This window comes from Seonamhaeicola sp. ML3, assembly GCF_023273855.1.
GTDB lineage: Bacteria > Bacteroidota > Bacteroidia > Flavobacteriales > Flavobacteriaceae > Seonamhaeicola.
On sequence record NZ_CP096884.1, the window covers coordinates 642888 to 662417 of the forward strand.

At 35.6% G+C, this 19530-nt stretch carries 18 protein-coding genes; 4 read left to right on the plus strand and 14 right to left on the minus strand.

Annotated elements, in window-relative coordinates; genetic code table 11:
- Positions 1-3: 3 nt before the first annotated feature.
- Positions 4-474: a hypothetical protein gene (locus M0214_RS02975; protein WP_248723985.1), complete on the plus strand. Its 471-nt coding sequence runs from the start codon at positions 4-6 to the stop codon at positions 472-474.
- 70 nt (positions 475-544) lie between these two features.
- Here M0214_RS02975 and hemL read toward each other — a convergent pair whose 3' ends face one another.
- From hemL to M0214_RS02990, 3 genes are read right to left on the minus strand one after another with little or no spacing between them, the layout of a single operon-like run.
- Positions 545-1831 (minus strand): glutamate-1-semialdehyde 2,1-aminomutase, encoded by a 1287-nt coding sequence (gene hemL, locus M0214_RS02980; RefSeq protein WP_248723986.1) that lies wholly within the window; start codon positions 1829-1831, stop codon positions 545-547.
- A 6-nt stretch (positions 1832-1837) separates the two neighbouring features.
- On the minus strand, positions 1838-2614 hold the full coding sequence (locus tag M0214_RS02985; protein ID WP_248723987.1) for a glucosaminidase domain-containing protein: 777 nt from the start codon (positions 2612-2614) through the stop codon (positions 1838-1840).
- The gene (locus M0214_RS02990) at positions 2615-3526 is read right to left on the minus strand and encodes a 1-aminocyclopropane-1-carboxylate deaminase/D-cysteine desulfhydrase (protein WP_248723988.1); all 912 of its coding nucleotides are present in this window, start codon (positions 3524-3526) and stop codon (positions 2615-2617) included.
- A gap of 96 nt (positions 3527-3622) precedes the next feature.
- On the opposite strand from M0214_RS02990, the gene M0214_RS02995 reads away from it, so the two are divergent.
- Together M0214_RS02995 and M0214_RS03000 are read left to right on the plus strand one after the other, a co-directional pair.
- Complete coding sequence (locus M0214_RS02995) at positions 3623-3796, plus strand: DUF5522 domain-containing protein (RefSeq protein ID WP_248723989.1); 174 nt, start codon at positions 3623-3625, stop codon at positions 3794-3796.
- Positions 3797-3951: 155 nt separating this feature from the next.
- On the plus strand, positions 3952-4521 hold the full coding sequence (locus tag M0214_RS03000) for a DUF4136 domain-containing protein (RefSeq protein ID WP_248723990.1): 570 nt from the start codon (positions 3952-3954) through the stop codon (positions 4519-4521).
- A 38-nt stretch (positions 4522-4559) separates the two neighbouring features.
- Here the strand turns inward: M0214_RS03000 and M0214_RS03005 are convergent, their stop codons facing one another.
- Positions 4560-5663 carry a bestrophin family protein gene (locus M0214_RS03005; RefSeq protein ID WP_248723991.1) on the minus strand — a complete coding sequence of 368 codons (1104 nt, stop codon included), beginning with the start codon at positions 5661-5663 and terminating at the stop codon, positions 4560-4562.
- Between the two features lie 148 nt (positions 5664-5811).
- On the opposite strand from M0214_RS03005, the gene M0214_RS03010 reads away from it, so the two are divergent.
- On the plus strand, positions 5812-7566 hold the full coding sequence (locus M0214_RS03010) for an aromatic amino acid hydroxylase (protein ID WP_248723992.1): 1755 nt from the start codon (positions 5812-5814) through the stop codon (positions 7564-7566).
- Here M0214_RS03010 and M0214_RS03015 read toward each other — a convergent pair.
- From M0214_RS03015 to alaS, 10 genes are all read right to left on the minus strand, one after another.
- The gene (locus M0214_RS03015) at positions 7563-8318 is read right to left on the minus strand and encodes an enoyl-CoA hydratase/isomerase family protein (protein ID WP_248723993.1); all 756 of its coding nucleotides are present in this window, start codon (positions 8316-8318) and stop codon (positions 7563-7565) included. The genes M0214_RS03010 and M0214_RS03015 overlap by 4 nt on opposite strands.
- 68 nt (positions 8319-8386) lie before the next feature.
- Positions 8387-9001: a DUF4230 domain-containing protein gene (locus M0214_RS03020; protein WP_248723994.1), complete on the minus strand. Its 615-nt coding sequence runs from the start codon at positions 8999-9001 to the stop codon at positions 8387-8389.
- A 298-nt stretch (positions 9002-9299) separates the two neighbouring features.
- Positions 9300-9950 (minus strand): response regulator transcription factor, encoded by a 651-nt coding sequence (locus tag M0214_RS03025; RefSeq protein WP_248723995.1) that lies wholly within the window; start codon positions 9948-9950, stop codon positions 9300-9302.
- Entirely contained in the window at positions 9947-11893 is a 1947-nt protein-coding gene (locus M0214_RS03030; RefSeq protein ID WP_248723996.1) for a sensor histidine kinase, read from the minus strand. The genes M0214_RS03025 and M0214_RS03030 overlap by 4 nt, the downstream gene beginning before the upstream one ends.
- 15 nt (positions 11894-11908) lie before the next feature.
- Positions 11909-12187 carry a hypothetical protein gene (locus tag M0214_RS03035; RefSeq protein ID WP_248723997.1) on the minus strand — a complete coding sequence of 93 codons (279 nt, stop codon included), beginning with the start codon at positions 12185-12187 and terminating at the stop codon, positions 11909-11911.
- A 237-nt stretch (positions 12188-12424) separates the two neighbouring features.
- On the minus strand, positions 12425-14266 hold the full coding sequence (locus M0214_RS03040) for a PQQ-binding-like beta-propeller repeat protein (protein ID WP_248723998.1): 1842 nt from the start codon (positions 14264-14266) through the stop codon (positions 12425-12427).
- A 111-nt stretch (positions 14267-14377) separates the two neighbouring features.
- Positions 14378-14824 (minus strand): hypothetical protein, encoded by a 447-nt coding sequence (locus M0214_RS03045; RefSeq protein WP_248723999.1) that lies wholly within the window; start codon positions 14822-14824, stop codon positions 14378-14380.
- A gap of 15 nt (positions 14825-14839) precedes the next feature.
- The gene (locus M0214_RS03050) at positions 14840-15550 is read right to left on the minus strand and encodes a DUF6498-containing protein (protein ID WP_248724000.1); all 711 of its coding nucleotides are present in this window, start codon (positions 15548-15550) and stop codon (positions 14840-14842) included.
- Between the two features lie 65 nt (positions 15551-15615).
- Positions 15616-16575 carry a GSCFA domain-containing protein gene (locus M0214_RS03055; protein WP_248724001.1) on the minus strand — a complete coding sequence of 320 codons (960 nt, stop codon included), beginning with the start codon at positions 16573-16575 and terminating at the stop codon, positions 15616-15618.
- Positions 16576-16740: 165 nt separating this feature from the next.
- Entirely contained in the window at positions 16741-19353 is a 2613-nt protein-coding gene (alaS, locus tag M0214_RS03060; RefSeq protein ID WP_248724002.1) for an alanine--tRNA ligase, read from the minus strand.
- Positions 19354-19530: the final 177 nt, after the last annotated feature.

Sequence of the window (19530 nt, forward strand, 5' to 3'; positions counted from 1 at the left end):
AAAATGAAAAAATTAATATTAATCGCCTTAGCTTTTGTTTCAATCCAAGCTTTTGCACAACCAAATGAAGGCCAAAACAAAAAAAAGAGAATGCATAAAATGCATAATCTTACACCAGAACAAGCTGCTACAATGCAGACTAAAAAAATGACTTTGCATTTAGATTTGAACGAAAAACAGCAAAAAGAAATCTATGCTATTATGCTGGCCAATGCAGAGGCTAGAAAAGCTAAAATGGAAGAATTTAAAGCTAAACGTGAAAGTGGTGAAATGAAAAGACCTACAGAAGAAGAACGCTTTAAAATGGCAGAAGCCAGATTAGACCAGCAAATTGCGATGAAGGCGAAAATGAAAGACATATTAAATGAAGAACAATTTGCCAAATGGGAAAAAGCCAAAGCAAGAATGGCTCACAAGGCAAAACAAAAAAAGGGAGAAATGAAAAAAAGGGGCAATAAAAAAAGACCCGAGTAAGATTTTAGTTGATTGATTATAGTTTGAAAAGAAAAAGGCAATTCTGAATTTTGAATTGCCTTTTTCTCTGTTATAATGTTTTTGCAACTTCAGCAATAACCTTAATGGTAAAATCTAGGTCTTCATAACTCAAGGCATCTGTAATAAACCACGTTTCAAAAGCACTTGGCGCAATATATACGCCTTTACTTAACAAACCATGGAAAAACTTTTTAAACGTTTCGTTATTTCCTTTGGCTGCCGTATCGAAGTCTACCACCTCGGCGTCATCAAAATGTACCGAAATCATAGACCCTACTCTGTTAATGGTATGAACAACATTATTTTCACTCAACACCTTAGCAATGCCTGTGTGCAGATACTTTGTTTTAGCTTCTAAGCGCTCAAAAACCTCTACATCGCTGTTCAGCTCACTCAACATAGCCAATCCAGCAGCCATAGCTAACGGATTTCCACTCAAGGTTCCAGCTTGGTATACTGGCCCCAAAGGTGCTAAATAATTCATTATTTCATTTCTAGCTGCAAATGCTCCAACGGGCAAACCGCCGCCAATAACTTTTCCAAAACAAACAATATCTGCCTTAATACCAAACAATTCCTGTGCACCACCTTTAGACAGCCTGAAACCCGTCATTACCTCATCGAATATAAGCAAGATATCGTTGTCATCGCATATCTCTCTTAAAGCCTGCAAAAACCCTTCTTTTGGTGGAATACACCCCATGTTTCCGGCTACAGGTTCAATTATTACACACGCTATTTCACCTTTATTGGCACTAATAAGTTGGCTTACATTATCTATGTCGTTGTACTTAGCCAATAACGTGTCTTTAGCCGTACCTTGAGTCACTCCCGGACTATTTGGGGTTCCGAAGGTACTAGCACCACTACCGGCCTGAATTAAAAACGAATCGCTATGCCCATGATAACACCCAGCAAATTTTATAACCTTATCCTTACCGGTAAACCCTCTTGCCAACCTAACGGCACTCATACATGCCTCGGTTCCGGAATTTACAAACCTAATTTTATCAATATTTGGAACCATCGAAACGGCCAACTCTGCAATTTGAGTCTCGATTTCGGTAGGCATTCCAAACGATGTTCCTTTTTTTGCTTTGTTTACAACGGCATCAACTACCGGTTTATGGGCATGACCTAAAATCATTGGCCCCCAAGAGTTGATATAATCTATTAAACGATTTCCGTCTTCATCGAATAAATAGGCGCCCTTGGCTTCTTTTACGAAAATAGGCGTTCCCCCCACACCTTTAAAGGCTCTTACTGGAGAGTTTACACCACCTGGGATAACTTTTTCAGCTTCGGCAAATAATGCACTGCTTCTCTTATAAATCATAAATTCTTAATTATCTTTTGAAACCTCAACCATCAACTCTTGCCCAATACTAAGGCTGGTATCAGACAACCCATTAATACGCTGAAGCTCTTCTACTGTAATATTATATTTTTTTGAAATGGAATAAAGCGTATCGCCTTTTACAACCACATAGGTGAGCTGGCTTTTTTTCGGGGTATCAATAGTCCAATAAGTACTTCCCAAAACTTCTTTATCATACTCATAAAGTCTATAGCGCTCTATGAGCGAAATAAGTTTTTGGGGATACTTTTTGTCGGTTGCATATCCGGCTGCCTTTAAGCCCTTAGCCCAAGCTTTATAATTACTTTGCTTGAGCTCGAAAAGCCCAGCATAGCGTTTTCTGTCTTTTAAGAACAAAGAATGATCCCTGAAGGAGTACTTCGGGTCTTTATACTTCCTGAAACATTCCTGCCGCTTATCATCATCGTGATAAATTTTAGCACCAGTCCATTCATGGCACTTAATCCCGAAATGATTGTTGGCCTTAACAGACAATCTCCCATTACCAGATCCAGACTCCAAAATACCTTGAGCCAAGGTTATACTTGCGGGAATATTGTACAGTTTCATTTCATTTTGAGCTATCGTTTTATAAATATCAATATAGCGCTCTGTGTCATTAGCATATACTTTTTGGGGTTGTTCCTTATTAACAACCACTGCTTCGGTTTTTGGTTTTGTTGGCTTAGAAACGACTTTCTTTCTAGTTTTACAACTGAATAAAAATCCGCCTAATAATATTATTACTATTACTTTTTTCATCTAACTTATGATGGGTATATTTTTCTTCTTTAAAATTGAATTCATACCCTGAATACCTTGAAGGCCTCCGGTATGAATCGCTAATATTCTTGTTCCTTTTTTAAAAAAACCTGTTTTTATCAAGTCTAAAACCCCAAACATCATTTTTCCTGTATAAACTGGGTCTAAAGGAATTTTATTATCGGCCTTGAACGTATTGATGAACGCAATTAAATCACGGTTCATTTTTGCGTAGCCTCCAAAATGGTAATCGGATATTAAATCCCAATTGGTTTTAGATACGAATTTAGTAATTTCTGTTCTCAAAAAATCACCTTTCAAAGCAGGAAAACCCAATATTTGTTGTGTGTTTCCTGAACCATTTATTAAACCTGAGATTGTCCCTCCTGTTCCAACAGGGCAGCAAACAACATCAAAACTCTTATCTTCCTCGGTTAATATTTCCTCACAGCCTTTTACAGCTAACTCGTTGGTTCCTCCTTCTGGGATTAAGTAAAACTTTCCGAAGAATGCTTTTAAATGATCAATCAATGTTTGACTTCCCTTCTCGCGATATACTTCTCTCGTTACAAATTCGAACTTCATACCGTTTGATTTGGCAAAGCTCAAGGTTTCGTTCTCTTCAATTTTACTTTTTAGTTCTTCTCCCCGAATGACACCAATGGTTTTAAAACCGTACATTTTACCTGCATAAGCTACTGCAGCAATATGATTAGAATAAGCTCCACCAAAGGTTAACAAAGTATCATGTCCTGAAATCTTGGCTTCCAAAAGATTAAACTTAAGTTTCCTGTATTTGTTCCCCGAAACAAAAGAATGGATTTCATCTTCTCGCTTTATGAACAACTCAACACCACATTCAGAAGGCACTTTCACCACTTGGTTGATGCTATTTTCAACTTTAAAATCCATTGTTGCGAAGATACTTTTTACTATTCAATTTAAGAACTGATTTTCACTTTTTCAATCGTTTAAAAATCTCAAAATGAGTTAGTATCTTTGTATTCTATGAAAAAGATTATCCCCATCGAAGAAGGAGACTTCTACTGGACTCCTGAAGGCTATCGTTGCTTTACAGAACAATACCATTTAAAAAGAGGATACTGTTGTGAAAGCGGTTGTAGACACTGCCCTTATGGCTACAATGCTTCAACATCGCTTAAAACAGGCAAAAAAGACTAACAACTTGAAAAATACCTTCAAAAAACCTTCATTATAGTTGGTACGGTTATTGATGCTTTACAAGTACCGAAAAGCAAATAAAAAACTGATCTTAAACTAACCTAACACATTTAAAATTAGTTTATTAAATTTACTATAATTAAAAAAAATGCGTTATGAAGACATTATTAAAAAGCCTACCACTGTTTGCCCTATTGTTGATTTTTGGCTCCTGTAGTTCCATAAGAGTTGCTGCAGATTACGATAAAGATGCCCCTTTTAAAGAATACAAAACGTTTGCTTTTTTCAAGACCGGCATAGATAAAGCAGAAATTAGCGATTTAGACAAACGTAGAATACTGCGCGCCATTGAAGCTGAGTTACTCGCTAAAGGCTATACAAAATCTCAAAAACCCGATTTACTCGTTAGTATTTTCACCAAATCCAACCAACGTGTTGATGTTTACAACAATGCTTGGGGCGCAGGCGCCTGGGGATGGGGTGGTTTTTGGGGACCTGGATGGGGTTTAGGCCCAGGATGGGGCTGGGGATGGAATCAACCCACTGTATCTACAACTACGCAAGGCACATTGTTTGTTGACCTTATCGATGCCAAGAAAAAAGAACTGATTTGGCAAGGTATGGGAACAGGACACCTTTCCAGAGATATGGATAAAAAAGAAGAACGCATTAAAGAGTTTGTTTCAAAAGTATTTGAGAAGTATCCTCCTGAAGCTTTACAATAATATAAAAAAGAGCAATTATTCTAGTTGCTCTTTTTTTATTACATCACGATATCATTTTTCCAAACGTAGGGTTCAGGAATATCGGTATCGTCAATAAGTTGCCTAATATCAATTTCTATACCTCTACTTAAATCTGTTATGGGTACATCATTAGGCCCGCCCTCAAAGGGGTTTTCTGTATTCTCGCCAATCGCTTCCATAGTATGAAAAACCCATGAAAGCATAGCACTAAAAGGAATTGAAAACCAAACAAAATGGTTCGCAATGAACTCTTGGATTCTATGCCCCAGAGACGTGCGGGATTCGTGTGTAGCTAAGTCTTCTATAATATGATTACCAATAGCTTCGAACCCTTCCATAATACCAAATGGCAGCATTAATATAAACATCCAGACGAAAAGGTAATTTAAGGTTGCAAACTGTCTGGGGTATGGAAAATTCTTTATACGTTCACTTTTACCTTGAAGTGTGTAAAACTCTACCAACATATTTGCCATTTCCATGTGTCGAAAATCCTCGATAAAACCGTCAGACCTCAATTCTTTTAAACGTTCGGATTGTATTCCTAATAATTGGGACGCTTGATTTCCTTTGGCAAGTAGTACTTTGTATTCCTCATTGGAAATATAAGGCTTAACCGCTTCTTCATAAGGAATTTCGTCCTCACAAACACGATACTGGCTAGCTCGGAACTCTTTGTTGGATTTAGCTGATTTTAAATGCATTTCCCAAGGTTTATCTTTCCTAAGTTGGTAACGCAATGCCGTGAGCCAAGCTATATGTCTATGAACCAGCTCTCGCTTCATATCTTGAATCTCACTTACACTTGCCTTCTCAACAGCATGCGAGTTGGTTATAAAATCCTTGACCATTATGGTCCATGACCTTGAGGCATTTACAATACCACCCCATATTTTTCTCGCCTCCCATAACCTATCGTAGGATGCATTATTCTTAAAACTCACTATAAATGCTACAGCTGTACCAAGTACGCCCAACGGTAACCAGGGCACGTGCAACCACTTTAGTCCAAAAATATCGAACAGTATTACTGGAATAAGCGCAAGAAAAAGAAATAGGACAATATGGCGGCGTGTCCATTTAATCACACCCTTAACAGGAAATATTCGTCTTGTATACATAGTATATTATTTGGTTTTTATAAATATAACAAAACTTAACCTTAAACCTTATAGTCTTTGATTATCAAACCTTTAAACAAAAATAAAGTTTAGAACCACCTTAAAATTTCGTATTTTTAAGAAAGTTTGAACACCCAATAACAAGCGCATGCAAATTGAGTTAAATCCAATTTTAAGGAAGCTACCTGAACATTTAAAACAGTTTATCAAACCTCAAAACTACAAGGGCTACTCTCCTGTAGATCAAGCTGTTTGGAGGTACGTTATGCGTAAAAATGTTTATTTCCTAGGCAATGTAGCACACAAATCGTATTTACAGGGCTTAAAGCAAACCGGGATTTCTACAGAACATATTCCTAACATGTATGGTATGAATCGTATACTGAAGGAAATTGGCTGGGCCGCTGTAGCTGTAGATGGTTTCATTCCTCCTAATGCTTTTATGGAATTTCAAGCATATAATGTTTTAGTGATAGCCAGCGACATAAGACAATTAGAACACATAGAATACACTCCTGCCCCAGATATTATTCATGAAGCAGCAGGTCACGCACCCATTATTGCAAATCCTGAATATGCAGAATACCTAAGACGTTTTGGGGAGTTGGGCTGCAAGGCAATCTCATCGGCCAAAGATTACGAATTGTATGAAGCCGTTAGGCATTTGTCGATTATAAAAGAAGCACCAAACACCGCTGAAAAAGACATTAAACGTGCAGAGCACAACATTGATGAGTTACAAAAAAATATGGGAACTCCCAGTGAAATGGCGCTTCTAAGAAATTTACATTGGTGGACTGTTGAATATGGGTTAATTGGTTCCTTAAGTAACCCCAAAATATATGGTGCAGGGTTGTTATCTTCTATTGGCGAAAGTGAATGGTGCTTAACCAATGCCGTTACAAAACTACCATATACTATGGAGGCTATCTTTAAGGATTTCGATATTACCAAACCACAACCCCAGCTTTACGTTACTCCAGATTTTGCTCATCTAAGTTTAATCCTTGAAGAATTTGCCAACACTATGGCATTAAGAACCGGAGGACTTGGCGGCGTTCTCAAGTTAATACATTCAAGAGCACTAGGCACCATAGAACTGAGTACAGGTCTTCAAATCTCTGGTATATTCACTAAAGTATTGGAGCATAATGACGCGCCTATTTACATTCAAACTTTTGGAAAAAGCGCTTTATCATATAGAGAAAAAGAACTTGTAGGCCATGACACAAATACACACTCCAGAGGCTTTGGCTGCCCTATAGGAAAGTTAAAAGGTATTAATATCGCTATTGAAGACATGAGTCCGCGTGATTTGGCAGCTTATAATATTTATGAAGAGCAAACCGTTACTCTTGAATTTGAAGGTGGCATAAAAGTTTCTGGTGAAATCATAACAGGAAAACGCAATCTACAAGGAAAAATCATTTTAATTAGTTTCAAAAACTGTACGGTTACACATCAAGACACTATACTTTTTAAACGGGAATGGGGTATTTATGATATGGCGGTTGGCAAAGAAATCGTTTCGGCGTTTTCCGGTCCGGCAGATTTAAATAGTTTCAACCTTATTACTCACATACCTTCAGAAAAAACCATTCAAGTTAAAAAAACTGAAGAACGTTTACGATTAGAATCTTTATACCAACAAATACGGGATTACAGAACTAAAAAAAATCAAACTATTTCTAGAACAAAAGTTTTAGAAGAACTTATTGAAAATCATGCAAACGACTGGTTGTTACCCGTAGAAATTTTTGAGTTAACTTTCATTGACAATAAAACCGAATTGAGAGAAAAAGTCCTGAAACATCTTGAAACGGTGAAACAAAACAGACCCGAAGTTGGCAAACTGATTGATGATGGTTTAGAAATTATTCGAGAAGCAAAAGTTCCTAATTAGTCCTTTCTAAAGCGCTTCAAAGTCTTTTTGGTAAACTTGCTAAGCACCAATTTTCCACTAATACCTGCACGTTCAGATAAAAGTGTATTCCAGTGAGAGGTGCCTTCCCAAAAAACATGTTTCATTTCGGTTAAAGCTTCTGGGTTATAACTACTCAGTTTTTTAGCTAAAGTAGTTACTGCTAAATCCAGCTCCTCCAAAGTTTCAAATACTTCGGCGTATAATCCTTTTTCTTTTGCCCATTGAGCAGAATAAAATGTTTCCGCATCAATAGTCATCTGAGACATGGCCATTTTCCCTATCTTTCTAGATACGGCAGGCTCAATCACAAAAGGCCCTATACCAATACTCAACTCACTTAATTTAATTGAGGCATATTGTGTTGCCAAGCAATAATCTGTTGCTGCTGCTAAACCAACACCGCCACCAACAGTTTTTCCCTGTACCCTTCCAATTATTGGTTTAGGGCATTCACGCATGGCATTAATAACGTTGGCAAATCCAGAAAAGAACCTCATACCAGTTTCGGCATCTTTAATAGTCATTAATTCATTAAAGCTGGCTCCAGCACAAAACGTTCTATCACCTGAACTTTGGAGTATAATCACCTTAACATTATCATTTTTACCTGCTTCAACAATGGTTTGCTCCAGATTTTGCAACACATCGCTGGGCATAGCATTCTTGTTAGGGTGAAAAAATTCTATTTGACCAACCTGGTCTAAAACGGTAAGTTTAACGTAAGATTCCATAGTCACTTTTACTGGGTTGAAGATACTCAAAATTTACATGAAAACAGACTGAACCGTTTTGTACACTCTTAAAATTTTAAATTTTGAAACTCTTCCATGGAGGTCAAAGAAGATTCATTGTATTTTAGGGTCCAACCAAAAGAATTAGTAAGGATATAAAATTTAGAAAGCTCACTTATCAATCTATTTTTTGCATTCTTCTTTAAATCTGATGCTTCAATCTTTTTCGTCAAAGATGTTTTTACAGCCTTTTTTATTTCATTATAATCTTTTGCTTCGAACGGATTAAAAAAATCGGCCTGCATATCGTAATACTCCATATCGGGATTAATATTGATTTCAGCTTCAGGAATTTTTAAAATGTGAAGCGTTTTATTGGCCTCATCTACTTTAAATTCAACCTTACTTAAATCATAACCAATAGAAACACTAGCATTAACAACCACCAATGCTTTCTTTTCTGAAGTTACATAGTCTCCAAAAATCTCTTTAGAATTTTTGTAATTGAACACCTCACTAAAATGACCTTCGGTTACGATTAATTTTCCAACATTCTTTATTTGTTCCTGAATAAGCATAGAACTTTCTTGAAGCACCATTTTATCAGCTCGTTTATCATCACAATATTTGAATGAAAAAAGGATAATAAGGGTAATAATGACTCCGAATAGAATTTTTCGCATGTTCTAATTTAGAAATATTTTGTGAAAATGAGGTGTTATCGCGAACTACAAAATAAAACCTGTATAAATAAAAGATTCCCGCCTCCGCGGGAATGACAAAAAATAAAAAAAACATTAGTTTCCTTCGACATAAGAAGCCTAACTAATGTAATTATGGTGATTAAAATTAACACCACAAAGATATGTTTGTTTTAGATAAGCTACTTTACCATAAGGTTAAAGAATGATTAATTAAAACCTTTCGACGGACCCACATTACAAAAACATGAAACTAGTTCAGGCTAACAAAAACCGACCACTAAATAAGATTATTTTTTTTCGCTTTTTGTACTGCTTCCAACTTATTGTGGACCTGTAACTTTCTGTATATATTCTCAATATGCTTTCTGATGGTTCCAACCGATAAAATCAAATTATCGGCAATAGCACTATAACTCAACCCCCTGCTTAATTGTTCTAAAACCTCAACTTCTCTGTTGGTAAGAAGGATTTCCTCTTTTTCCTCTACATTTTCAAGACTAGCTGGGTTCCTTAAAAGTTTTAAGGTCTTTAGGGCTATTGAAGGTGTCATTGCCGCCCCTCCATTTAAGGTGTCTTTTATACCATCATATAAATCTTTTGGATTTACCTCTTTAAGCAAATACCCATCTGCCCCAGCTTTTATGGCGTTGAAAATATTTTCATCATCATCAAACACCGTAAGCATGATTATTTTAATATGCGGATATTTTTGTTTTACTATTTCTGTAGCTTCTATGCCATTCTTAACAGGCATTTCAATATCCATTAAAATTAAATCCAGATTATGATTTTCTGCTAACTTCTCCAGTAAATTGCCACCATGAATAGCTGTAAAACTAACTTTTATATCTTCAAAGAATGACAGTTTTTCTTTAACGGCTTTTATTAAAAAGCTATTGTCGTCTGTTATGGCAACCTTAATGGTCATAGGCTTAAAATAATCTCAGTTTCTTTATCTATTTTACTGTTAAATGTAATATCCGCATTAATATCGGCAGCACGTTTTTTCATGTTATTTAGTCCATTGCCTTCCTCCACAGTTTGTAAATCAAATCCTTTGCCATTATCTTTAATCGAAAAAATAACATCTTCATTCTTCTTTTGTATATTGACTTCAACCTCAGAGGCTTCGGCATATTTAATGGCATTATTTATCGCTTCTTGAACGATTCTATAAATATTCATACCCTTAACAGAGCTAAACTCCAATTCATCTGAAAGCTTTTCATCTATATTAACAGTAAACTGTATACCACTTGCAGACGTGCCGGCTTTATCTATAAAGTTAGAAATTCTAGCCCTTAAATCTTCTAAAGTAATTTCATTTTTATTCATCGCCCAAATGGTATCCCGCAACTCGTAGATGGTTTCTTTTGTAAAAGAACTGATGTTGGTAAGTTTCCCCTTTAGTTTATCGTTGGTTATTTTAAACCCATATTGTAAATTTTCTATAGACGAAATTATAAATGTTAACTGGGCCCCAATGTTATCGTGTAAATCCCTAGAGATTCTTAAGCGCTGCTCTTGAAGTTTATTGTGAGTCTCAATCTCGATTAAGGCTTGTTTAAGTTCGTTTTCTTTTTGAAGCTGTTTGTTTTTAAGTTTCTGCTGTTTGTAGAGTAAATACCCCAATACAATAAGAACTAGAGTCAAAATTACGAGACCTAAAATCTGTGTGTTCTTTCTATTTAGATTAAGCTCCTTTTCTGCGATTTCGGCTCTTTGTGTTTGAATTTCTTTTTCTCTTTCAGCTGCATCATACTTCTCTTGTATCTCTGCAATCTCCTTTGTTATCCTGCTATTGTAAATCGTATCATTTAAAGACTTGTAGAGCGCCTTGTAATACATAACACTATCTGGAATTCTCTTATATGCATAATAGGATGCCAACTTATCATAAGCATCCATTTTTAGCTCATTAATATTATACCTTTTAGATAAATTAAGACCGGTATACAAGCAGTTTTTAGCTTTGTTGTAATTTTTTAAATCTATATACAGTCCTGCCAAACGCAAAGTAGAACTGGTTATTCCATAATTATCTTTTAATTCTTCCCTTAACTTTAGCGATTTGGTATTATACTCAACAGCCTTAGTATATTTTTTCATATCATGTAAGATCCCACCATAGTTATTGTATAAGCCTGCTAATTCTTTTTTGTAGTTATGTTTTACGGCTAAATCAATACTCTTTAGATAATACTCCTCACTCTGCACCGTATCTTTTAAAAACAGGTAGGCATTCGCAATATTATTGTAGGTTCTTGTTAGCCCTAAATTATCATTAATGCTTTTATTAACTTCGGCTATTTCTAAATGTGTATCAAGCGCCCGTTGATATTGCTTTAATCCTCTGTAAATATTAGCAATATTTGTTTTTATGTAAGCTACATAACGTCTGTGGTTTTTCTTCTCGTAGATTTTTAAAGCTTTGGTGGCGTAGAAAATTGCTGAATCTAATTTGAAGGTGTTTTGATGAATGAGTCCTATTTTATTGTAAAGTGCTGCAACTCCCATGGAATCATTCAACGCAGTCCGGATTTTCATTGAGGCATTGTACTGGTTTAGCGCTTCACCATAATCGGCCAAATCATAATGTAATATTCCAATATCATTATAGGCTTGCGCTTCTCCAACTACATTGTTTGTTTCTTTAGAAATTTTTAGAGCGAGATTCCCATACTTAAAGGCAGAATCTTTTGATACAGCTCTGTAATACCAACATAAATCCCCATAGGTTTTTATCCTAGTTGAGTCTGAAGGTTTATTCAGCAATACCGCCTTGAGACTATCAATTAGGATAGAATTATCCTGAGAAAAACCAATACATATAAAAAATGAGAAAACAATTGACAGTATTCTTTTCTTCATGGATAAGAATTATAATTACTTCTGTATTAAGAACTTTTGAAGGGAAAGAAGGCGATTGATAACCGTAAACATATTTGGTAACAGCGTTGTATTAATATTTCTTGATAGTACTTCTTTTTGAGACAATACTTCTTTTTTTTGTTTAGCCAATTTCAACCTAATCTTTAAATTATTTGAACCTAAATTGAACGTATTCTTTAGTTCAAGAATATTTCTTTGAACAATTACAACCACAACAATTGTAATAAGAATACCTGAAGCTATTAATATTTCTAACACTAAATTAAAGTCCATAACCGCGTTAAATTAAATTAAACCACTTTAGGACAAGCCCATAAAAAAACACCAATTGCTTTCTTTTTAAAAAAGATTTAGGCAATTGATGTTTTTGATACGAACTGATTAATAGCATCTTAAATCTACAATTATAAGTTTTACATCGATTATAATTTCGACAAACTGTTATTAAAAAAGATTAAGCGCAGTAAAATAATTTACCACGCCTAATCGAACAAATCTCAACAACAAGATTTACTTTACAAGGTTGTAAGCATACACTGTAGTGCCATTTGCCAGGTAGTATAAGTACCCTCCAAAATCGTCTACTTCGTATGTTGGTTTTTTATCTTTTAGTAAAATATTTTTTCCAACCTCTCCACTATCTTTATTTACCTTAACTAAGCTTACACCATCGTCTAACTTCGTTAAGATGAACTGATCATTTTCTGTAGCAGCAGTGGCTTTAAAGCGCTTTGCCATTTCATTAAAAGAGGCAGTACCGATAGCTGAGAACATATCAGCTGTACGCTGCATTTGAGCACCATATTGGTTATATTGCCCTAAATAATTTCTATTGGCACCAGCCCTGAAACTTGCGTCCGCGGCCATAGCTGTTGAGGCCACAGCTAGTGCACCAAGCGCAATTTTAGCAAAAGTGCTTTGACCCGGTGATTTAAAATAGGCGTGAAATAATTCTTTACCTTCAAAATCTAGCATCATTAAATTCTGGCTAGACGAAAGTAGCAGTCCATTTTCTCTAATTTCAAAAGATGATGGATTTTCCTTTTCATTAAACTTATATGTTGCTAGTGTACTTATGTCACCATTGTTTTCATCTATAGAAATCAATTCCTCTCCAGTACTTATCAGGTATCTGGCATGAGCTTCATCGTATGTACTTGTAACAGATTTAGCTTTTTTGTATTTAATGGGCTTGTTCCAGATGGATTCTCCTGTATCTAAATTGATGATATTGGCATCACTATCGGTTATATAAATCATACCCTGCTTTGTAAGCGCCATAGTGTGAATGTTTTCACCTGTTTTTAATGGTTTTTTAAACAACGGTGTGCCTTCGTAAGAAATTTTATTGATTCCACCTTCACCAATGCCAAACAAAATACCATCTTCCATGATATAAAAGTGCTGAACATAGCCTTTTGTTTTTGGGGCTTTCTCCCATAAATCTTCACCTGTAGCTGCCGATAAGAAAGAAATGTTACTTTGTGCTTTCGCCGCGGCTAACTTTGCTAGACCACCCTTTCCTGTGTCTGCAACATCACTAACAATAGCCAATCCTTTTGGTGTCACTTCAAAGTTAGATACCACTCCTTTTAACTTGGCGCCTTCTCCCCATAAAAGACTACCACTGCCATTAATTTTGTGAATGACATGGTTTTTTCCTTTTCCTTGAACGGCAAACATAGATTTACCATCATCATCAGGAATAACATAGGCTACGTTTTTTAAATCTACCACCCAACTTTCGGCACCTGTATTCATATCGATTCGGTATATACCTTTGTATGTTGGCAAAATAACGCCCCCATCAATAATACTTGGTTTACCAGTTAAGGAATTAGACCCCTTGAGTTTGAATAGCTTAATTTCATTCCCATTGGCCATATCGTAAATCCCAACGGCTTGTGTATACTTTTCCTTTGCTGTTCTTTGTCCTGATACAATTAACCTATTCTCGGGCATTATTAATGTTGGTCTACCAGCTGCTTTCCAACCATTGGCTTTAGTATCGAAAAGTCTTTTCCCGGTAACAACATCTATAACACTTTGTTTACCGGCAATACCGCCAAACCCAGCTTGCCCCACCATAACGTATGGTGTATTAGGGACAATAAAAATTTCTTCTTCTTTAACTTTTCCGTAGTCATCAAAATTAAACACCAGTTGATCCTGACCAGGCTTAATGCCTGCAAGACCTTTACCGTGCATAATTAACATAACTCCAGAACTGGTTAAGGTCATCTTTTCTACTTTACCTCCTAAATCGTAAGTAAAGTCTGGAGCTTCTGCTTTTTGAGCGTTTAACACTAGCGTACTCGCTAATAGAAAAACTAAAATTTTTAAATTTCTCATTGTTGAATTTTGTTTATAATTAATAGCATCTCAAAATTGCAACTATGAGCTAATGAAATCAATACGATGAATTACGTATTTTACGAATACGAAGAAGGAAATAAATACATTCTAATCAAAAAAGACAAGTTTAACAACGACTGCTAGAAAAGACACGCCCAAAAATATAGCTACATTAATAAAAAACTTAAGCCCTCGCTTTGATATGGCTTCCTGTTCTTGAGCAGATTTGGATTTAAACTCATTTATCGTCTTATTATAACTTCGTTCTGTTCCTAAAGTATACCTCACTATAGGAAAGGCCAAGGCTACAATTATCAAGCCAATGAATTTACCCACAGCTCGACCAGAACGTCTGCCAAAAGCAGATTTAAACATTTTATTTAAAGCCCTATCAAAATCAGGAATAAAAACAACCAGTAAAAAGAAAATACTTAGCAATATTAACATTATGGCCACCGCATTAAGTATTGTCCCCATTTTTTTTGCAGTATCGGCTTTACCTTTTGTTTCTAACTCATAATACTGATTGCAATAAAGCGCTTTAAAAACATTCATAATTTCTATTCTTTATTATTCTGAAAAAAGTATCAATTGTTTTCTTAGTTCATCCTTAGGCGTTTTTCCGTCATACATTTTATCTACCATTCTATCCAATAAAGCGTCATTTTCCCTTATGGCTACCAAAAAGAAATCAACGACAGCCCTGATTAAAATCAATAGAATAGCAGCTACAACATCAGCATTAGAAAACATTGTGAAAAACATAGCCAAAATCACTGCAAACTGTTGAATTAATATCCTAACATAGGGTTTAAACATAATCTCTTCTGGAGTATAGTTCAAATACTTTTTTGGCTGTATATAATCAAAAATATATTTGGCAAGTTGCGTAATGCAAAGCAAACCAAGTATATATTCCATACCTGCTAATTTAAAAACAGCGCTATAGTTCGCAATTAAATGAAAAGGCTCTTTAATGGGAATTACATCGCTTTGCCCCATGAGCACAAAAACGAAAATGGATTGTACAGCTATAAAAAAGCCATAATGAACAATAAAAAAAGGAATTAAAAAAGCTATGGATTTTTCCGACTTATGGTGTTTGGACGACACAAACATCTTTAAAGCGTTAAAAAAACCAATAATAATGGTCTCAAGAAAATATCCAAACAATACAGCATAGGCATCTATTTTACCTACATAGAGCAGTAACAAGAGTGCTACTATATTCATCCATGCAAATGAATTGTAGCGATTAGGTTTAAATATTATAGCGTACATATATTGTTTAAAGTATGCAACTTAACAAATCCCTTAGTTTATAAACATACGCAAAAAGTCGTATTTTAAAAACTAATATGCTGAAATTGAGCTTTCAAATCCTTTTGCTTTTGCTTTAAATTCCGCAAAAACTTTTGGTGGGCTTCAGAGTTAGGATTGAAAGGCTTATGAAGTAATCCTTTTTGAACGGCACAAACATCATCCATAGTTTTTTGAGCAACGGAAGCTATCCAAACCTCTTTGAATTTTCCCCAAATATAATCAATAGCGGTTTGATTGGGATGAATCATATCCTCGGTATAAAATCGATAATCTCGAAGTTCGTCCATCATGATTTCATAGGATGGGAAATAATGAAGACCTCCCGACTCCACGCTTGTCGACAAAAGCTTGTGTATTGCCGTTATTAAATGTGCTTTACTTTGTGTGTTCTCGACAAATCCGTCTTTTAAATGTCTAACCGGCGAAACTGTAAAAATGATACTCACATCAGGGTTTACTTCTCGAATTGAATCAACCATTGCTTTTAAAGAAACTAAAACTTCATCAACCGAAAGCAGTTCTTTCGAAAAAACGTTCTGGGACATTTTATGGCAGTTGGCAACAACATTGTTGGATTCTTTATTCCTGTAAACCCATGCTGTCCCCAAAGTGATGATGACGTGAGAAGCATTTTTGAGCTGATTGGCGGTTAAAGTGACTTGTTCATTTAAGTCATTCAGCAACCCAGGCTTTGAGGAATTGCTCAACTTAGAATGTGCATCAAAACAATGCCATTGTTCATTATTTTGAAATATATCTACCTCGGAATAAACTTTTCCTTGAACAGAGTTTCTAACCAAAGCCTCAATAGCCTTGGGATTGAATAACACCCCAAACGGATTTATGAGATTTTTAAATTTAAAATAATCTAATTTCTCTCCAATATTTTCAACAAAGCAAGAGCCTAGGAGCAGAATATTAGATTCATAGCCTATTAGATTGTTAGGCCGTTTAGGTAATGGTATTTTGGTTTGAAGATTCATAAAAACAAATCCAATTGTAACATTTTAAATATTTGCTTGTCTAACACATCAAATAAATGAATTATGAAAAACAACAAAAAAATGGCAGCCCTAAAAAGTAAACTTATGAAGTTTTACAGATGCGAAGTAAGAACCTTCAATAAAATGTTAGGGATTAATTAAGCCCTATTTCACGAACTCCTTAGCTGCTAATAAAGCCTCTTCAATACCTGCTGGATTTTTTCCTCCCGCCGTAGCGAAGAAAGGCTGTCCGCCTCCGCCTCCTTGAATATGCTTACCAAGTTCGCGAACTACCTGTCCAGCATTTAACTCCTTGCTTGCCACCAACTCCTTAGAGATATAGCAAGACAATAAAGCTTTTCCGTTTTGTTCGGCACCGAGTAATAAAAACAAATTATCAAATTGACCTCCTAATTCGAAAGCAACATCCTTAATTCCAGCGGCATCTAAATCTACTTTTTTAGCTAAAAACTGAATACCGTTTACATCGGTCAATTCACTTTTTAATTCCCCTTTAATATTTTTAGCTTTATCCTTCAACAAGGCTTCAATCTGCTTTCTAAGGTTAGCATTTTCGCCTTGTAAACTTTGAAGCGCCTTAACAGGTTCTTTGGCATTGTTAAGTAGATCTTTCATTTCAAAATAAGCACGGTTATTTTCATGATAAAAATCCTTAACAGCATCGTTAGTAATCGCTTCTATTCTGCGAATTCCTGCTGCTACTGCACCTTCAGATACTATTTTAAAATGCCAAATATCGGCAGTATTACTAACATGTGTTCCTCCACAAAGTTCAACAGACTGACCAAAACGAATTGCTCTAACAGTATCACCGTATTTCTCACCGAATAAAGCCATAGCACCTTCGGCAATAGCTTCATGCATTGGTATATTTCGCTTTTCTTCTAATGGTAACTTGCCATCAATCCTGGCATTTACAAAGTTTTCTACATCTCTTAACTCATCAATCGTCATTTTTGAAAAATGAGAAAAATCGAAACGTAAATATTTAGAGTGAACCGCACTACCTTTTTGTTCTACATGAGTTCCCAACACTTCTCTTAATGCTTGGTGTAATAAATGTGTTGCTGTGTGGTTACATTCGGTTCTATGGCGTTGCTTAGAATCTACAACCGCCTTAAAAGAAGCCTTTACATCCTTTGGTAGGTTTTTAGCGAAATGAATAATAACATTGTTTTCCTTTTTTGTGTCTAAAATGTAAACTACATCGCCATGGGCATCTTCTAAATACCCTTTATCACCAACTTGGCCACCGCCTTCGGCATAAAATGGTGTTAAATTAAAAACCAACTGATACATATCGCCTTCTTTTTTAGAAGTTACCTTTCTGTATCGTGTAATCTTGACATTAGCTTCTAGGGCATCATATCCAATAAATTCTTGTTCGGCATCGTCAACTAAAATGGTCCAGTCGTCTGTAGACATCTCACTTGCCGCCCTAGATCTATCCTTTTGTTTTTGTAACTCCTTATTGAAGCCAGCTTCATCAAGTTTATAACCTTTTTCACCTAATATTAAAGATGTTAAATCTATTGGAAAACCATAGGTATCATAAAGTTCGAATGCTTTCTCTCCAGAAATAGTATCGCCCTTGGTTTCATCGACAATTCTATTTAATAACACCAAACCTTGTTCTAGTGTTCTTAAAAAAGAATTTTCCTCTTCTTTAATCACATTCTCAATAAGCTGTTTTTGTGATTTTAATTCTGGAAATGCTTTTCCCATTTTCTCACTTAACACATCTACCAATCGGTAAATAAATGGCTCTTTCTTATCTAAAAATGTAAAGCCATAACGAACGGCTCTTCTTAAAATCCTTCTAATCACATAACCCGCTCCATTGTTGCTTGGTAATTGTCCATCGGCAATAGAAAATGCCACAGCGCGAACATGATCTGAAATCACCCTAATGGCAATATCAACCTTTTCGTCTTTACCATAATCTTTACGACTTATCGCTTCAATCTCCCTAATGATTGGGGTAAATACATCGGTATCGTAATTACTTTGAACACCTTGTAATACCATGCATAAACGCTCAAACCCCATTCCGGTGTCTATATGCTTATTTGGCAATGGCTCCAGAGACCCATTGGCTTTTCTATTATATTGCATAAAAACCAGGTTCCAAATCTCCACCACCTGTGGATGATCCATATTCACAAGGTCTTTTCCATCAACTTTTGCTTTTTCTTCGGCAGAACGAATATCAACATGTATTTCACTACAAGGACCACAAGGTCCTTGGTCGCCCATTTCCCAAAAGTTATCTTTTTTGTTTCCTTTTAGGATACGGTCTTCAGAAATATGTTTTTTCCAAAAATCGTAGGCCTCGGTATCCATTGGTAGCTTATCGCCTTCATCACCTTCAAAAACAGTTACGTAAAGAATATCTTTATCGATACCGTAAACTTCAGTCAATAGTTCCCAAGCCCAAGCTATAGCTTCTCTCTTAAAATAATCACCAAAACTCCAGTTACCTAGCATTTCGAAAAGTGTATGGTGATAGGTATCATAACCAACTTCTTCTAAGTCGTTATGTTTTCCCGAAACCCGTAAGCATTTTTGAGTATCTGCTATTCTATTGCTTTTCGGTTCGGCATTCCCTAAAAAGTACTCCTTAAAAGGGGCCATACCAGAATTCACAAACATTAAGGTGGGGTCATCTTTTAAAACCATTGGTGCAGAGGGCACTATAGCATGTTTCTTATCTTCAAAAAAACTTAAAAACTTAGATCGAATCTCTTGTGACTTCATGTATTCTGGGAATATCCTGATTTCGTTAAATTATATTAATTGTAAAACAATTTTTATCTTTACTCACCAAATTTCAATTCTAGTTTCGATTTAACTAAAGTTGTTTCATTTTAAAACGAACTTCTAACATCGAAAAATAAATGAACAGGTTTGGTCGTTAGCTTAAATAATTCAAGT

What these genes read in the sequence shown, in the direction of transcription:
- M0214_RS02975 (WP_248723985.1), top strand. Translation starts at nt 4, where the DNA reads ATGAAAAAATTAATATTAATCGCCTTAGCTTTTGTTTCAATCCAAGCT.
- hemL (WP_248723986.1), bottom strand. Translation starts at nt 1,831, where the DNA reads ATGATTTATAAGAGAAGCAGTGCATTATTTGCCGAAGCTGAAAAAGTT.
- M0214_RS02985 (WP_248723987.1), bottom strand. Translation starts at nt 2,614, where the DNA reads ATGAAAAAAGTAATAGTAATAATATTATTAGGCGGATTTTTATTCAGT.
- M0214_RS02990 (WP_248723988.1), bottom strand. Translation starts at nt 3,526, where the DNA reads ATGGATTTTAAAGTTGAAAATAGCATCAACCAAGTGGTGAAAGTGCCT.
- M0214_RS02995 (WP_248723989.1), top strand. Translation starts at nt 3,623, where the DNA reads ATGAAAAAGATTATCCCCATCGAAGAAGGAGACTTCTACTGGACTCCT.
- M0214_RS03000 (WP_248723990.1), top strand. Translation starts at nt 3,952, where the DNA reads ATGAAGACATTATTAAAAAGCCTACCACTGTTTGCCCTATTGTTGATT.
- M0214_RS03005 (WP_248723991.1), bottom strand. Translation starts at nt 5,663, where the DNA reads ATGTATACAAGACGAATATTTCCTGTTAAGGGTGTGATTAAATGGACA.
- M0214_RS03010 (WP_248723992.1), top strand. Translation starts at nt 5,812, where the DNA reads ATGCAAATTGAGTTAAATCCAATTTTAAGGAAGCTACCTGAACATTTA.
- M0214_RS03015 (WP_248723993.1), bottom strand. Translation starts at nt 8,318, where the DNA reads ATGGAATCTTACGTTAAACTTACCGTTTTAGACCAGGTTGGTCAAATA.
- M0214_RS03020 (WP_248723994.1), bottom strand. Translation starts at nt 9,001, where the DNA reads ATGCGAAAAATTCTATTCGGAGTCATTATTACCCTTATTATCCTTTTT.
- M0214_RS03025 (WP_248723995.1), bottom strand. Translation starts at nt 9,950, where the DNA reads ATGACCATTAAGGTTGCCATAACAGACGACAATAGCTTTTTAATAAAA.
- M0214_RS03030 (WP_248723996.1), bottom strand. Translation starts at nt 11,893, where the DNA reads ATGAAGAAAAGAATACTGTCAATTGTTTTCTCATTTTTTATATGTATT.
- M0214_RS03035 (WP_248723997.1), bottom strand. Translation starts at nt 12,187, where the DNA reads ATGGACTTTAATTTAGTGTTAGAAATATTAATAGCTTCAGGTATTCTT.
- M0214_RS03040 (WP_248723998.1), bottom strand. Translation starts at nt 14,266, where the DNA reads ATGAGAAATTTAAAAATTTTAGTTTTTCTATTAGCGAGTACGCTAGTG.
- M0214_RS03045 (WP_248723999.1), bottom strand. Translation starts at nt 14,824, where the DNA reads ATGAATGTTTTTAAAGCGCTTTATTGCAATCAGTATTATGAGTTAGAA.
- M0214_RS03050 (WP_248724000.1), bottom strand. Translation starts at nt 15,550, where the DNA reads ATGTACGCTATAATATTTAAACCTAATCGCTACAATTCATTTGCATGG.
- M0214_RS03055 (WP_248724001.1), bottom strand. Translation starts at nt 16,575, where the DNA reads ATGAATCTTCAAACCAAAATACCATTACCTAAACGGCCTAACAATCTA.
- alaS (WP_248724002.1), bottom strand. Translation starts at nt 19,353, where the DNA reads ATGAAGTCACAAGAGATTCGATCTAAGTTTTTAAGTTTTTTTGAAGAT.